Annotated in this window: 15 protein-coding genes; 14 read left to right on the top strand and 1 reads right to left on the bottom strand. The window is 64.8% G+C overall.

Annotation, left to right across the window (positions count from 1 at the left end):
• The 14 genes from FJ946_RS12315 (at position 1) to FJ946_RS12250 (ending at position 13374) form a co-directional block, all read left to right on the top strand.
• Positions 1 to 621, top strand: coding sequence for a hypothetical protein (locus FJ946_RS12315; RefSeq protein WP_140566241.1), 621 nt, complete (start codon positions 1 to 3; stop codon positions 619 to 621).
• Positions 618 to 1952, top strand: a complete 1335-nt coding sequence (locus tag FJ946_RS12310) for a MotB family protein (RefSeq protein ID WP_140556609.1) — start codon at positions 618 to 620, stop codon at positions 1950 to 1952. The genes FJ946_RS12315 and FJ946_RS12310 overlap by 4 nt, the downstream gene beginning before the upstream one ends.
• Positions 1949 to 3313, top strand: a complete 1365-nt coding sequence (locus FJ946_RS12305; RefSeq protein WP_140566238.1) for a chemotaxis protein MotC — start codon at positions 1949 to 1951, stop codon at positions 3311 to 3313. Before FJ946_RS12310 ends, FJ946_RS12305 begins: the two co-directional genes overlap by 4 nt.
• Positions 3310 to 4674 (top strand): flagellar hook-length control protein FliK, encoded by a 1365-nt coding sequence (locus FJ946_RS12300; protein ID WP_140496227.1) that lies wholly within the window; start codon positions 3310 to 3312, stop codon positions 4672 to 4674. The genes FJ946_RS12305 and FJ946_RS12300 overlap by 4 nt, the downstream gene beginning before the upstream one ends.
• Positions 4604 to 5191 (top strand): transglycosylase SLT domain-containing protein, encoded by a 588-nt coding sequence (locus tag FJ946_RS12295; protein ID WP_181167718.1) that lies wholly within the window; start codon positions 4604 to 4606, stop codon positions 5189 to 5191. The genes FJ946_RS12300 and FJ946_RS12295 overlap by 71 nt, the downstream gene beginning before the upstream one ends.
• Positions 5192 to 5413: 222 nt before the next feature.
• On the top strand, positions 5414 to 6082 hold the full coding sequence (locus FJ946_RS12290) for a response regulator transcription factor (protein ID WP_140496228.1): 669 nt from the start codon (positions 5414 to 5416) through the stop codon (positions 6080 to 6082).
• Positions 6083 to 6161: 79 nt separating this feature from the next.
• Complete coding sequence (locus FJ946_RS12285; RefSeq protein ID WP_140522332.1) at positions 6162 to 7418, top strand: flagellar hook protein FlgE; 1257 nt, start codon at positions 6162 to 6164, stop codon at positions 7416 to 7418.
• Positions 7419 to 7446: 28 nt separating this feature from the next.
• Positions 7447 to 8898, top strand: a complete 1452-nt coding sequence (gene flgK, locus FJ946_RS12280) for a flagellar hook-associated protein FlgK (protein ID WP_140560324.1) — start codon at positions 7447 to 7449, stop codon at positions 8896 to 8898.
• A gap of 3 nt (positions 8899 to 8901) precedes the next feature.
• The gene (locus tag FJ946_RS12275) at positions 8902 to 9945 is read left to right on the top strand and encodes a flagellar hook-associated family protein (RefSeq protein ID WP_140496231.1); all 1044 of its coding nucleotides are present in this window, start codon (positions 8902 to 8904) and stop codon (positions 9943 to 9945) included.
• A 30-nt stretch (positions 9946 to 9975) separates the two neighbouring features.
• A complete protein-coding gene (flaF, locus tag FJ946_RS12270) occupies positions 9976 to 10323 on the top strand; it encodes a flagellar biosynthesis regulator FlaF (protein ID WP_140496232.1) in 348 nt (115 codons plus the stop codon).
• Positions 10320 to 10760, top strand: coding sequence for a flagellar biosynthesis repressor FlbT (gene flbT / locus FJ946_RS12265; RefSeq protein WP_140496233.1), 441 nt, complete (start codon positions 10320 to 10322; stop codon positions 10758 to 10760). Before flaF ends, flbT begins: the two co-directional genes overlap by 4 nt.
• Complete coding sequence (gene flgD / locus FJ946_RS12260) at positions 10760 to 11167, top strand: flagellar hook assembly protein FlgD (RefSeq protein WP_140549654.1); 408 nt, start codon at positions 10760 to 10762, stop codon at positions 11165 to 11167. The genes flbT and flgD overlap by 1 nt, the downstream gene beginning before the upstream one ends.
• A gap of 21 nt (positions 11168 to 11188) precedes the next feature.
• Positions 11189 to 11455: a flagellar biosynthesis protein FliQ gene (gene fliQ, locus FJ946_RS12255; protein WP_140496235.1), complete on the top strand. Its 267-nt coding sequence runs from the start codon at positions 11189 to 11191 to the stop codon at positions 11453 to 11455.
• Between the two features lie 275 nt (positions 11456 to 11730).
• Entirely contained in the window at positions 11731 to 13374 is a 1644-nt protein-coding gene (locus tag FJ946_RS12250) for an MFS transporter (RefSeq protein ID WP_140522340.1), read from the top strand.
• A 54-nt stretch (positions 13375 to 13428) separates the two neighbouring features.
• On the opposite strand, the gene FJ946_RS12245 is transcribed toward FJ946_RS12250, so the two are convergent.
• Positions 13429 to 14166 (bottom strand): DUF4336 domain-containing protein, encoded by a 738-nt coding sequence (locus tag FJ946_RS12245; RefSeq protein ID WP_140566235.1) that lies wholly within the window; start codon positions 14164 to 14166, stop codon positions 13429 to 13431.
• Between the last annotated feature and the right edge of the window lie 50 nt (positions 14167 to 14216).

Below are 14216 nucleotides of genomic sequence, written 5' to 3'. Positions count from 1 at the left end.
ATGCCTTCCCTAGCCCTTTTCGATCTCCTGCCGGATTTCGGCACGCGCCCGCAACGTGTCAGCCAGCCGAAGGCTCCCGCCGACCACGAGCCGGAAGCAGCCGCGCCTCAGGCCGATATCGGCATGCTGATTGCCGAAGCGGTCGCCCAGGCGGAGGCGGCGCTCGGCGAGCGGCTTTCGGCTGCCCACGAAGCAGCGATGGACGCTGAACGCCGGGCGAATGCCGAGGAAGCGAAGGCCTTTCTCGAGAGCTTCGGCGGCGATGTCGGCGAGGCGGTCTCGCTGCGCATTGATGCCATGGAGGCGCGCGTGACGGACCTCGTCGCCGCCACCGTCGCCCGCATCATCGGCGGCATCGTCAGTGACGACCTGCAAAAGCGCTCGCTTGAAGCGCTTGCCGGTGCGGTCCGCGAGGCGGTCGGCGATGGCGAAGCGGTGCGCATAGTCGTGCGCGGCCCGCTTTCCCTTTTCGAAGCGCTGAAGGCATCGCTCGGAGCGCGCGCCGCCAATCTCGACTTCATCGAAGCTCCCGGCTTCGATCTCACGGTCTCCATCGACGAAGCGGTGTTCGAGACGCGCATGGCCGAATGGTCGGCAACGCTCTCCCAGGTGTTGGCATGAGCGTCGCCGATGCCGATCAGGCCAGGCACGAGATCATTATCGTGCGTCGCGGCCATGACGACCACGAGGAGGGCCATCACGGTGGCGTCTGGAAGATCGCCTTCGCCGACTTCATGACGGCCATGATGTGCTTCTTCCTGGTCATGTGGCTGATCAACGCCGCCAACGAACAGACCAAGGCGGCGGTCGCCAGCTATTTCAATCCGGTCAAGCTGGTCGACCGCACCTCGAGCCGCAAGGGCCTGGAGGATCTCGGCGACGGTCCGCGCGCCATCGGGCTGACCGCCGACAATCCGGAAGAGGCGGCCACCAAGGCCGGACAGGATGGAGCCGGCGGCGCGGGTTCATCCGATCCCAAAAAGGAAAAGCAGGAGCCGCAGCAGTCGGAGCAGTCCGACGAACACCTGTTCGCCGATCCCTACGCGGTGCTTTCGGAAATCGCCACCAATACCGGCATCATGCAGAACGTCAGCCAGAAGGGCGATGGCGGCGCGCAGAGTGCCGGCCCGGCAACGGGCGCTTCCGGCGGCGCCTCCTATCGTGATCCGTTCGAGCCTGATTTCTGGTCTCAGCAGGTGGCCTCGCCGGGCGCCGAGGCCAGCGCGCAGCGCGCCAGGATCGAAGGTGATCCGGTGAAGCCCGGCGACAAGGCCGCCGAGGCGCAGGTCGCCAAGGTCAAGGCCGTGCCGCCTGCGCCGCCGGTCATCGCGGCGCCGCTTGAACCTCTGGCAAAGGACGGCAAGGCCACAACGGCAATCGCCGAGGCGGGTGATGCGAAAGCCGGCGCTGCCGGGCTCGCGGACGCCAAGGTTGCCGCCGTCGCCGAGGCGGCCAAGCCCGATGCCGGCGAAAAGAAGCCGGGCGCGGCCGCGCTTAAGGCTGCGGCCGATGTCAGGCAGCAGCTGGCCGAGGCCTTCAAACCTGGCGACAAGTTGCACGACGGCGTCTCGGTCGAAGCCACCGACAAGGGCGTCCTCATCTCGATCACCGACCAGCTTGACTTCGGCATGTTCGAGGTCGGCTCCGCGATGCCGCGCCGTGAGCTGGTGCTCGCGATGGAAAAGATCGGCCGCATCGTCAACAGCCAGAAGGGCACGATCAGCATCAACGGCCACACCGACGCGCGGCCGTTCCGCAGCGCCGGCTACGACAATTGGCGGCTGTCGACGGCGCGCGCGCATTCGGCGTACTACATGCTGGTGCGCGGCGGCGTCGACGAGCGCCGCATCACCGAAGTCGCCGGCTTCGCCGACCGCCAGCCGAAGGACCCCGCCGATCCGCTGTCGGCGGTGAACCGCCGCATCGAGATACTGATGGCGACCGGCGGATGAGGCGGGCGGTCTTCACCAGCCGCTTGATGGGCCTTTTGCTGTTGGCCGGCCAGCCTACGGCCGCCCTCGCGCAGGATTCGTTGCAACCCTATCAGCTGGTGCGCTCGCTGCAGCTTATTCAAGACCGTATCGCCGTCGGCGACCACGCCGCGCTGCCGATGCAGTCCAAGCTGCTGGAGATGATCGATACGCGCTTGCGCGAGGCGGACAAGGACGATTTCAGGGATCCGAAGAATTTTCGCGCGCTGCTGGTCTACGGCATGAGCGGCGGCAACCCGGTGACCGTCGAGGCGGCCGTGTCGCGCGCCACCGCCGATGCGCGGGACCTAGCCCTTGCCAGGGGCGTCATCGATTACCTGAACGGCCGCCCCGGCGAGGCCATCGAAGCCTTGAAGCCGGTCGATCCGATGGCGGAGCCCAGCGACCTCGCCGCCTTCCTTGCCCTGGTCAAGGGTTCGCTGCTCGCCAGCGACCAGCCGGCCGCGGCGCTGGTGCTGCTCGACGAGGCGAAATTGCTCGGCCCCGGGACACTGGTCGAGGAGGCGGCATTGCGCCGCTCGGTCGGCATTGCGGTCGCGCAGCGCGACGCGGCGCGCTTTGCGCTTGCCTCCACACAATATGTCGAGCGCTATCTCTATTCGCCCTATGCCAGCCAGTTCGCCGACTCCTTCGTCTCGGGCGTGATTGAGCTGCACATGTCGATCAGCCAGGACAAATTGGCCGATATCACCTCAATGATGGATCCCGAGCGCGAGAAGGTCATTTATCTGCGCATCGCCCGCCGCGCCGCGATCGACGGCCTGAACGAACTGTCCGCCTTCGCCTCGGCGCGGGCCGAGCAAGGCCGCGACGGCAACACCAATCAGGGCGATCCGCGCGCCCTGCTCTACTCAAGCCTGTCCACCGTGACATCGGGTACCATCGAGGACGTGCGCGCCAAGCTGGGCAAGATCGACCGCAGCCGGCTGTCGGACGGCGACCGCGCGCTGCTCGACGCCGCCGAGGCCATCGCCGGCGAAGTGGTGGCGCCGCCCGCTTCCCTTCCGACCGCCAGCCCGGCACCTGCCGAAGTCATGCCATCGCACGAGCCCGAGCCTGCCGCCGCGCAGTCCACCGACGCCGCCGGATTGCCGCCCGTCGAGGGTGCTGTCTCCGAACAGCCGGCCGTCGCGCCATCCGGCGACACAGTGGCAGCTGCGCCGAACCCGCCGGCTCCGGGCGATGCGGCAACTGTCCTGCCGGCATCGGCGCCGGTGGCCGCGGCCAGCACCGACACGTCAGACCCAACCGATGCCGCCATGGTCAAAACCCGTCGACAGCTCGACCTGATCGACCAGATGCTTGGAGCCGCTCCGAAATGACCCCCAGCCTCGGTCCGGCGCTGCCGGGAATCACCACCGCGCGCACGACGGCGGAACAGCCGGCGACCGGAAAAAATGACGACACGGGTTTCGGCAAGATGCTGGACGACAAGGCCGGGCCGGCCCACCCGGACAAGTATCCGGCAGCCGGGGCCGAATCGCGCGATGAGCGCTGGAGCAGGTTTGCCGCCGGTCCTGCCGGGCAGAAGGACGAGCCACTGCCGGCTGGCAAGGCAAGGATCCCATCCAGCGGAATGCCGGCCGCGAAAACAGCCAGGGACGACAAGACCGCCGAGCCGGACAAGGACGCCGATGGCGCAGCGGCCGAGACAGGTACGACGCCGCTCGAGGACCATCTGCCGTTGCTGATCGCGTTCCATGACCTGCGCCATTTCTCGACATCGGCCAGACCGGCCGATACGAGCGAAACCGGACAGGAACCGGCGCTCGACGGGCAGCTCCTGCCGAAGGCCTACCGGCCGAAATCCGCCGCCGGGCATGACGATCTCGAACCGATCTCGAAGCCCGAGCGGACATCGCTCGTGGATGGGTCGCTGACCAAGCTCGATGGCCAGACCGTCCACGACGCCGCCGGCAGGCCAAAACGCGACAATGCGATCGCGGCCGGGCCACTGCCCCAGACAGCGCCGGCCGAAGTGCCGGACCTGGATCCGAAGCAGGCGGCACCGCAGCTGAAATCCATGGCCGATGTTCAGTCCTCGTTGCGGCACGAGCCCGGAAAACAACTGTCGGCGGCAGGGCGCATCGACGTGGTTTCCGAGCGCAGCTTCCCTGCCCCGCCGCAGGCGCCGATGAGCCAGGCCGCCCTCAACGTGATCGGCGCCATAACAGCCGATGGCGGCCCGAAAACGACGCTTTCGACACACTCCGCAACTGCGCAACTGACAGGCCCTGTTGCCGCCGCGACACATGTGTTGAAGATCGAACTTCATCCGGCCGAGCTTGGCATGGTCACCGCCAATCTTCGCCTCTCCGGAGAACAACTTTCGATTGAGTTGAAGCCTCAAACACATGACGCCTACCACCGGCTGTCCTCTGATAGCGATGCCATCGTCAAGTCCCTGCGCGGACTCGGCTTCGAGGTTGACAAGGTCACGATACTACAACCTTCGGTAGCGGTCCCCGCAACGACCCGCACTGATGCGACCGCATCCTTGCAGACGGCGGCGGGCCGCGACCAGTCGTCCTTTCAACCCGGGAATTCCGGCGGCGGCAACAGCGGCGCCGGCGGCCAGCAACCGGGCCAGCAATCCGCCGGAAGACACAATGATGACGCGCAAGCACACGGCCGCCCCGCTTCGCCTTCTCGCGAGCGCGCTGGCGGCGATATCTTTATCTAGTCTTGCGAGCGCCGCCGCTGCCGCCGCCAATGCTTGCGAACCGGAGATCCTGCGCGCCGCCGACCGCTACGGCGTGCCGGCTGGCATCCTCTATGCCGTCGGCTTGACCGAGACCGGCAAGAAGGGCAGCTTGCAGCCCAACGCATTGAATATAGAAGGAAAAGCGGTCTTCCCGACAAGCCGCGCGGAAGCTCTTGCCACCTTCGCCAATGCCCGACGCGAAGGCAAGACGCTGATTGATCTCGGCTGCATGCAAATCAATCACCACTACCACGGCGCGCATTTTCGCAGCGTCGAGGACATGCTAGATCCGCGTCAGAATGTCGACTATGCGGCGCGTTTCCTGGCCAGCCTTCATGCCCGTCACGTGACCTGGTCGATGGCTGTCGCCCGCTATCACGCGGGGCCCGACAACGACCCGGCGCAGAAGGTCTATGTCTGCCGCGTGATATCAAACATGGTGGCCACAGGCTTCGGCAAATGGACCGGCAACGCTCGCACGTTCTGCAATCCATGAGTGTATTGTTGCATCTCATGCAATCGGTCGCAAAGTCTCGGCGTTGCGCTTCGACTTGGCCGGGACTTGGAGCACCAAGCATATCTCACCCCATGCTAATGCAACCGATGCGATTCCGGACTCCCAAGAAACTAGTTACAAGAAATGACGGTTGTTCAGGATTCCTGCCAGCGGATACGGCTTTCCCCACGGGGCAGATGAGCTGATTCGGAGGCGGGGCCGATGATCGTTATCGTTGACGAGCGAGAGCTCGTGACAGACGGATACAATTCACTTTTTGACCGCGAGGGCATCGCCTGCGCGGGCTTCGCTTCCGGCGAATTCGGCGAGTGGGTGAACTCGGCCGCCGATGCCGATCTGCGCTCGGTCCGGGCCTTCCTCATCGGCGACTGCCGCGAAGGCGCGATCTCTCCGCGCCAGATCCGCGACCGCACCGGAGCCCCGGTGATTGCTCTCAGCGAGCAGCATTCGCTGGAGAACACGTTGCGGCTGTTCGAGAGCGGTGTCGATGACGTCATCCGCAAGCCGGTCCATATCCGCGAGATCCTGGCTCGCATAACAGCCATCCGCCGCCGCGCCAACGAGGATGCCGCCTTTACCGAGATCGGCGCCATGCGCATTTTCATGGATGGCCGCGACCCCGAAATCAATGGCCAGCCGCTTCCCTTGCCGCGCCGTGAGCGCCGCATTCTCGAATATTTGGCAAGCAATCGCGGCCGCCGCGTCACCAAGACCCAAGTATTCAACGCCATCTACGGCATCTTCGACGAAGAGGTCGAGGAGAACGTGGTGGAAAGCCACATCAGCAAGCTGCGCAAGAAGCTGCGCGAGAAGCTGGGCACCGATCCGATCGATTCCAAGCGCTTCCTCGGTTACCGGCTGGTGTTCTGATGCACCGCCGCGCCAGCCTCGCGCAAGACAGGACGCGTAGCCTCGCTGCCAATGGCATGGACATTGCGGAGACATTTCGATGAGCCTCTACGGGATGATGCGGACCGGCGTTTCCGGCATGAACGCGCAGGCCAACCGTCTGTCGACGACAGCCGACAACATCGCCAATTCCGATACCACCGGCTACAAGCGGTCATCCGCCGAATTCTCAACACTGGTCATGCCATCGACGGGCGGCGCCTATAATTCCGGCGGCATCACCACCACGATCCGGCAGGCGGTCAGCGATCCCGGCGTGCTCCAATACACCACCTCTGTCTCCGATCTTGCCGTCAGCGGCGACGGCTTCTTTGTCGTCCAGGACCCGAGCGGTACGCCTTTCCTGACCCGCGCCGGTGCCTTCGTTCCCGATGGACAGGGCAGGCTGGTCAACTCGGCCGGCTTCCAGCTGATGGCCTACAGCTACGAAAATGGCGTGCCGGCGGCGACGGTGAACGGTTTTGAAGGACTGGTCCCGGTCGTCATCTCCGACCAGGGAATGACCGCGACCCCGAGCACCGAGGGTCTCTACAGCGGCAACTTGCCCGCAGGCGCGACGCCGGTCGCGGCCGGCAACCTGCCCACCACCAACGCCGCAGGCGCGCAGTACACCTCGAAATCCTCGATGGTCGCCTATGACAATCTCGGCAACAAGAAGCTGCTCGACGTCTATTTCACCAACACCGGCGCCGGCACCTGGCAGGTGTCGGTCTTCGACCAGTCGAAGGCGACCGCCGGAACGTCATTCCCCTACACCGGCGGCGCGCTTGGCTCGGCCAACCTGACCTTCGACACGACCACGGGCAAGCTCACCGGCGCCGTCGACAGCGTCTCGCTCACCGTGCCCAACGGCAGCACCTTTTCACTGGATCTGTCGGCATTGACCCAGCTCGGCACCGGCTTCACGGTTTCGGACGCTCAGGTCAACGGCAACGCGCCGAGCACCATCGACAAGGTGCAGATCAGCAAGGACGGCACCATCTACGCCCAGTACAAGGACGGCTCCACCAAGCCGCTCTACAAGATCCCGCTGGCCGATGTGCAGAGTCCCGACCAGCTCACCGCGCTGCCCGGCAATGTGTACTCGCAGGGCACCGAATCCGGCGCGGTCCGCGTCGGCTTTGCCAATGAAGGCAAGCTCGGCTCCATCATCTCCGGCGCGCTCGAGAATTCGAACGTCGATATCGCCGAGGAACTGACCAACATGATCGCGGCGCAACGCAGCTACACCGCCAATTCGAAAGTCTTCCAGACCGGTTCCGACCTGATGGACGTCCTTGTCAACCTGAAGAGATAAAACCGGGCAACGCCCGTGAAAGACCCGCATGTCGCTTTCCACCGCATTGAGCATCGCCCAATCGGCGCTTATGAACACCGCTCGGCAGACCAGCGTTGTCTCGCGCAACGTCGCCGACGCTTCCAATCCGGACTATACGCGCCGCATCGCCGTCGTCACCAGCACGGCGCCGGGCGCGCGCTCGGTTGATATCCAGCGCGTAGCCAACGACCTGCTCTTCCGCCAGAATCTCAGCGCCCTGTCGGCGTACAGCGGCCAAAACGCGCTCTATAGCGGCCTGGATCAGCTGGATGTTTCGGTCAATGGCGTTGACAATGCGTCCTCTCCCTCGACCGCGATCGGCAATTTGCAGCAGGCGCTGCAGCTCTATGCCACCTCGCCCTCGAACCAGAATCTCGGCTCCAGCGTCATCGACGCAGCCAAGCAGGTCGTGCGTTCCCTGAACGAAGGCTCCAGGGCCATTCAGGACTTTCGCACCCAGACCGACGGCCAGATCGCCACCGCGGTAGACGATCTTAACTCGCTGCTCAGCCAGTTCCAGGATGCCAACCAGGCTGTCATATCAGGCACGCGCTCCGGCACCGACGTGTCCGATGCGCTGGACCAGCGCGACGCGCTTTTGAAGAAGATCTCGGACTATGTTCCGGTCTCGACCTTCACGCGCGGCGACAATGACATGGTCATCACCACGGGTGACGGCACGACGCTGTTCGAAACCATCCCGCGAACGGTCAGCTTCGCCCCATCCTCCGGCTACAGCGCCGGTACCGTCGGCAACGCACTCTACATCGATAACGTGCCGATCTCGGCGGGAACCGGCGGCAACACCAGCGCCAGCGGCAAGCTTGCCGGTTTGCTGCAATTGCGCGATGGCGTGGCCTCGACCATGCAGAGCCAGCTCGACGAGACCGCGCGCGGCCTGATCACGGCCTTCGCCGAGACCGCGCCGTCAATGCCCAACGCCGCCGGGCTGTTCACCTGGTCTGGCGCGCCGGCGGTGCCGGCCGCTGGCACGCTGGTCAATGGCCTTGCCGGCACGATCAGCGTCAATGCCGCCATGGATCCAAGTGTCGGCGGCAATCCGGCACTGCTGCGCGACGGCGGCGCCAACGGCGCGGCCTATGTCGTCAACACCGGCGGCGCCTCCTATTCCAGCCTTCTGGTCGCCTATGGCGACCGGCTCGATCAGCCGATGACATTCGACCCCGCCGCCGGGATTTCGGCGACGTCGAGCGTTGCCGATTATGCCGCCAATTCGATCGGGTGGCTCCAGGGCGTGCGCCAGCAGGCGTCGACCGCAGCCGACGCCAAGCAAGCTTTGGCATCGCGCAGCGCCGAGGCGCTGTCCAACGCCACCGGCGTCAATGTCGACCAGGAAATGTCGCTGCTTCTCGATCTCGAACATACCTATCAGGCATCGGCCCGAATGATGAAAACCGTCGACGACATGTTGGCGGCTCTGCTCAGCGCGGTGGGATAATCCATGACCTCAGTCTCTTCGGCCGCTCTCTCGAACGCCATGCGCTATCAGCAGATGCGCATGCAGGCCGAGCTCGTCAAAGCCACGAAGGAGTCCTCGACCGGCAGGGTCGCCGATGTCGGCCTGGCGCTGGGCGGACGCACCGCCCAGTCCGTCACCTTCTCGCGCGATCTCGACCGGCTCAATGTCATTATCGATTCCAACGGCCTGGTGGCCGCCCGGCTCTCCTCGACGCAGACCTCGCTCGGCCAGCTCTCCAGCGTCGCGCAGACCTTGCTGTCGAGCCTGACCACCTCAACGTCGGGCGATTCTTCCGCCAACCTCACCCAGTCGGCCGGCAAGACGGCCGTCCAGCAGCTCGCCTCGATCCTCAACACCAGCGTCAACGGCGAGTATCTGTTTGCCGGCACCAACACCGACGTCAAGCCGATCAACGATTTCACAGCGGCCGGATCACCCGCCAAGGCTGCCTTCGACGCCTCCTTTGTCGCCAATTTCGGTTTCACGCCGGATGACCCCGCCGCGGCAAACATCACCGCGGCCCAGATGGACGATTTCATCACCAACGACGTCGAGCCGCAGTTCTTCGGTTCGGGCTGGCAGGCCAACTGGTCGAACGCCACCGACCAGCAGATCGTCAGCCGCATCGCGCTCAACGAAACCACCGCGACCTCGACCAGCGCCAACAGCGACGGCATCAAGAAGCTCGCCATGGCGGCGGCCATGGTCTCCAGCCTGATGTCGACCAACATCAGCCAGGCGGCGAAGGACACCATCGTCGGCCGCTCGCAGTCGCTGGTCGGCGAAGCGCTGAGCGGCATCGGCCAGGTTCAGTCCGAAACCGGCATCGTCCAGAAGCGCGTGTCCGACGCTGTCGACCGCATGAAGACGCAGGTCGACCTGTTCGAGCGCCACATTCTCGATCTTGAAGCGGTCGACCCGGCCGAAGCCGCGACCCGCGTCGCCGACCTGACGCAGCACATCGAGACCTCCTTCGCATTGACGGCGCGGCTCCAGCAGCTCAGCCTGTTGAATTACCTGACCTGACAACTCTGAACCGGAACGGTAGAGCCAACGATGTACCAATTCTCCTACGCCGACATCCAGAGCACCTCTGTCGCCGATGCGAAGGACCGTGAACGGGAGCTGTTGACCCGCTCGATCGACATGCTGGCGGCGGCCGCCGCCCTTGGCCCCGCTTCGATGGAGGCAGTGGAGGCGCTGCATTTCACCAACCGCGTCTGGACCGCCTTTGTCGAGGATCTCGGCTCCAACGACAACGCGCTTCCCAAGGAACTGCGCGCCAACCTGATTTCGATCGGCCTTTGGCTGCTGCGCGAGGCGGAAGACATCCGCCAGGGCCGCACCCAGAATTTCGAGGGACTGATCGAGGTATCCCAGATCATCCGCGACGGCATTCAATGACCAACACGCTGAAGATATCGCTGAAGCCGAACGAGAAGATCTACATCAACGGTGCCGTCATCCGCGTCGACCGCAAGGTCACCGTCGAACTGATGAACGACGTGCAGTTCCTGCTCGAAAGCCATGTGATCCAGGCCGATGACGCCTCGACGCCGCTCAAGCAGCTGTATTTCATCCTCCAGGTGATGCTCATGAATCCGGCCGGCGCCGGCGAGGCGCGCGAAATGTTCCGCCGCTCCCTACCGCTGCTGCTTGCAAGTTTCGAGGACGCCGAGATCGGCAGTGCGCTGAAACAGATCGACCGCATGGTCGGCGAGGATCACATCTACGAGGCGCTAAAGGCGATCCGGTCGCTCTATCCGCTCGAACGCCGCGCGCTTGGCGGCAATGACGACGTTCCGGGCGCCTCGCGTCCGCTGGCTGTGGGAGCACGCTGATGACCGTGGACATGACGACGACGATACCGGTTGGCGCCAATCAGGCCAGCCAGCAGACCTCCAAGACCGCTGTCGACTACCAGTCCTTCCTGAAGCTTCTGATCGCCGAGATGAAGAACCAGGATCCGACCAAGCCGATGGATTCGACACAGTACGTCGCCCAGCTCGCCACCTTCTCGCAGGTCGAGCAGTCTGTGCAGACCAATACCAAGCTGGACCAGATCATGCAGTCCTCGGCGCTGTCGCAGGCCGATGCGCTGATCGGGCGCTCGATAACGTCCGCCGACGGCAAGACGACGGGCACCGTCGCGTCCGTGCGCCTTGCCAGCAGCGGCCTCATCGCCGTGCTGGGCAACGGCACCGAGATCGCGGTCGGCCCCGGCGTCTCGGTCAAGGCGGCAAGCTGACGGCTCCGGCGGGCCGACCCCATGAACGAGGCCGACGCACTCGACATCGTCCAGTACGCGGTGTGGACGGTGCTGACCGCATCCGCGCCGGTGGTGCTGGTCGCCATGGCGGTGGGTATCGGCATCGCCTTGATCCAGGCCCTGACGCAGGTCCAGGAGATCACCTTGACATTCGTGCCGAAGATCGTCGCCATCATGCTCGTGGCGGCGCTGACCGGTCCCTTCATCGGCAGCCAGATATCGGCCTTCACCAACGTCGTCTTCGAGCGCATTGAAAACGGGTTCTAGCCGCTGCTTGCGGCGAGCCGGCCCGTTCTGTCCCGACGACTTACCGGCACCGGCCTGCTCTCGCCGATCGCGGACCGTGTACGGCATAGGGCTGCATCCGCGGCGCGGCGTCGAAGCAACGCCGCACGGCTGCGTGGTCCTCCTCTATCCCCTTGTTGGACCATGATCTTTTTTTCAAGACGTTCGCTCTTTGCGGCACGATGCCATAGTTTCGGCAAACCATCTGGGGAAACGGATCACCGCAACGATCGGCAAGCCATGGCAGGGCCTTTCCTATGATTGACGAAAAGCCGGAGAGCGAGAGCGTTTCGGCGCTGGCGCCGTTCCGGCACGGCATCTTCCGCGCCGTGTGGTCGGCCAGCCTCGTGTCGAATTTCGGCGGCCTCATCCAGGGCGTCGGCGCCGCCTGGATGATGACCACGATCGCCACCTCGCCCTATCAGGTCGCGCTGGTCCAGGCCTCGACCACCTTGCCGATCATGCTGTTCGCACTCGTCGCCGGCGCCATCGCCGACAGCTTCGACCGGCGCAAGGTTATGCTGGTCGCCCAGACCTTCATGCTGGTCGTCTCGGTGCTTCTGACCCTGTTCACCTATTCCGGCTTGATGACGCCGTGGACGCTGCTTGCCTTCACCTTCCTGATCGACAGCGGCACGGCCCTGAACAGCCCGTCCTGGCAAGCCTCCGTCGGCGACATCGTGCCCCGCAACAAGGTGCCGGCCGCCGTCGCGTTGAACTCGATGGGCTTCAACCTGACCCGCAGCGTCGGTCCGGCGATCGGCGGCATCATCGTCGCCGCAGCCGGGGCGGCGGCCGCCTTCGCGGCCAACGCGGTGAGCTATATCGGTCTCATCGTCGTGCTGGCGCGCTGGAAGCCGCAGGTTCAGCCATCGACGCTGCCGCGCGAATCGCTTGGCGCGGCCATGGGCGCAGGCCTGCGCTATGTCGCCATGTCGCCCAACATCGGCAAGGTGCTGGTCAGGGGCTCCGCCTTCGGCTTCAGTGCCGGCGCGGTGCTGGCGCTCCTGCCGCTGGTGGCGCGCGACGTCGTCAAGGGCGATGCCTTGACCTATGGCATCATGCTGGGCGCCTTCGGCATCGGCGCGGTCGGCGGCGCGCTGATCAGCGTGCGGCTGCGCCAGCTTTTGTCCAGCGAGACCATGGTGCGCTCGGCCTTCGCCGGCTTCGCCGTCTGCGCCTTCAATGCCGCCGTCAGCCACAACGCCTGGCAGACATCGCTCGGCCTGCTGGTCGGCGGCGCGTGCTGGGTGATCGCGCTTTCGCACTTCAACGTCACCGTGCAGATGGCAACGCCGCGCTGGGTCGTCGGCCGGGTGCTGTCGGTCTATCAGACCGCGACCTTCGGCGGCATCGCGCTCGGCAGCTGGATCTGGGGCATCGTCGCCGACGCGCATGGCGCCGGGACAGCGCTGATCGCGGCGGCCATCGCCATGCTGGCTGGCGGCGCGATCGGCCTCGTGCTGCCGCTGCCGCAGCAGCAGGTGCTGAACCTCGATCCGCTCAACCGTTTCAAGGAGCCGCACCTCGCGCTCGACCTGAAACCGCGCAGCGGCCCCATCGCCATCATGATCGAATACATCATCCGCGACGAGGACGTGCCGGAGTTCCTGGCCACCATGGCCGAGCGCGGCCGCATCCGCCGTCGCGACGGTGCCCGCAACTGGACGCTGGCGCGCGATCTCGAAAATCCGGCGATCTGGATCGAGCACTACCACACGCCGACCTGGCTCGAATATGTCAGGCACAATGGCCGCATCACCCAAGCCGACGCCATGGTCGGCGAGCGCCTGCGGGCACTGCACAGCGGCGACGAGCCGCCGCGGGTGCGCCGCGTGATCGAGCGCCCGACAACCGCGGGCACGGCGCTGGTCATGGCAAAGGGACCGATCGAGCATTAGGAGTGCAGGAAAGCGCGAAGACGTTTTCGTCCGGGCTTGCATCAACACAAAGCGTTAGAGCGGACCCAGCCAGCGGAACGCGCGCTTCAGTTCGGCGACGCCATCGTGTTCGTACCAACGGCCGTGCGCCATGATCACGCGTTCCGGATTCCATTCTATCATCTTTTCGACTGCCGCCTTGAGTTGCCCCCTGGGGAAGGTCAATCGCAAATCGCGCGGCGTCTTGCCATCCGGATCAACGACACCAGCCGCCCTGGCAAGCCAGCGCCACGGCCAGCCAAGCTTCCGCGGTTCGAAGTTCTCGATCAGGTCTGTCAGGATCAATGTTCGGCTGACGGAATGGAAGAACACCATCTCCGTCATGAAGCTGCCCTCCACCGGCAGCGACTTGAGGTCATCGTCCCACGGGTAGCCCCTCTCGGCACCAAGCTCGTTCGCCTCGAAATCGATCCTGTCTTCCGCCTGCTCGCGAATGCCCGGTGCCAGCCAGATACCCGCATCCGCAAAGGCCCTGCGCCACATCGGAATCCACCAATAGTGGATCCGGTTCGGCCCGATGATGTAGCGGACCTTGCCCAATCCCGCGATCTCGGCCTCGAGGCTCTCTGTCAGGAAGGTGGGTGAATGGACGAACAAATCGCCGTCATTGACGCGGATGATGGTCATCCGCGTCGGAAACGGCATTTTCGGCCAAGGCATGCCGAAGCGGATGACCGGGCCATCCACGATCCAGATGTCCTTCGAAACCAGCTTTAACGTGTTGAGCGGCGGATATGGTGCGCGGTCGGCCATGGTCTGCTGATGTAGGGTGGAGAACAAGCTTGGCCACGGCAGCTTCGCCT

The organism is Mesorhizobium sp. B2-4-7 (genome assembly GCF_006442685.1).
GTDB lineage: Bacteria > Pseudomonadota > Alphaproteobacteria > Rhizobiales > Rhizobiaceae > Mesorhizobium.
This window is presented reverse-complemented; position numbering and strand designations above follow the sequence as displayed.

Coding starts and splice junctions, on each gene's coding strand:
- FJ946_RS12310 (WP_140556609.1), top strand. CDS start 618: ATGAGCGTCGCCGATGCCGATCAGGCCAGGCACGAGATCATTATCGTG.
- FJ946_RS12285 (WP_140522332.1), top strand. CDS start 6,162: ATGAGCCTCTACGGGATGATGCGGACCGGCGTTTCCGGCATGAACGCG.
- FJ946_RS12305 (WP_140566238.1), top strand. CDS start 1,949: ATGAGGCGGGCGGTCTTCACCAGCCGCTTGATGGGCCTTTTGCTGTTG.
- flaF (WP_140496232.1), top strand. CDS start 9,976: ATGTACCAATTCTCCTACGCCGACATCCAGAGCACCTCTGTCGCCGAT.
- FJ946_RS12245 (WP_140566235.1), bottom strand. CDS start 14,166: ATGGCCGACCGCGCACCATATCCGCCGCTCAACACGTTAAAGCTGGTT.
- FJ946_RS12295 (WP_181167718.1), top strand. CDS start 4,604: ATGACGCGCAAGCACACGGCCGCCCCGCTTCGCCTTCTCGCGAGCGCG.
- flgK (WP_140560324.1), top strand. CDS start 7,447: ATGTCGCTTTCCACCGCATTGAGCATCGCCCAATCGGCGCTTATGAAC.
- FJ946_RS12290 (WP_140496228.1), top strand. CDS start 5,414: ATGATCGTTATCGTTGACGAGCGAGAGCTCGTGACAGACGGATACAAT.
- FJ946_RS12300 (WP_140496227.1), top strand. CDS start 3,310: ATGACCCCCAGCCTCGGTCCGGCGCTGCCGGGAATCACCACCGCGCGC.
- FJ946_RS12275 (WP_140496231.1), top strand. CDS start 8,902: ATGACCTCAGTCTCTTCGGCCGCTCTCTCGAACGCCATGCGCTATCAG.
- flbT (WP_140496233.1), top strand. CDS start 10,320: ATGACCAACACGCTGAAGATATCGCTGAAGCCGAACGAGAAGATCTAC.
- FJ946_RS12250 (WP_140522340.1), top strand. CDS start 11,731: ATGATTGACGAAAAGCCGGAGAGCGAGAGCGTTTCGGCGCTGGCGCCG.
- flgD (WP_140549654.1), top strand. CDS start 10,760: ATGACCGTGGACATGACGACGACGATACCGGTTGGCGCCAATCAGGCC.
- FJ946_RS12315 (WP_140566241.1), top strand. CDS start 1: ATGCCTTCCCTAGCCCTTTTCGATCTCCTGCCGGATTTCGGCACGCGC.
- fliQ (WP_140496235.1), top strand. CDS start 11,189: ATGAACGAGGCCGACGCACTCGACATCGTCCAGTACGCGGTGTGGACG.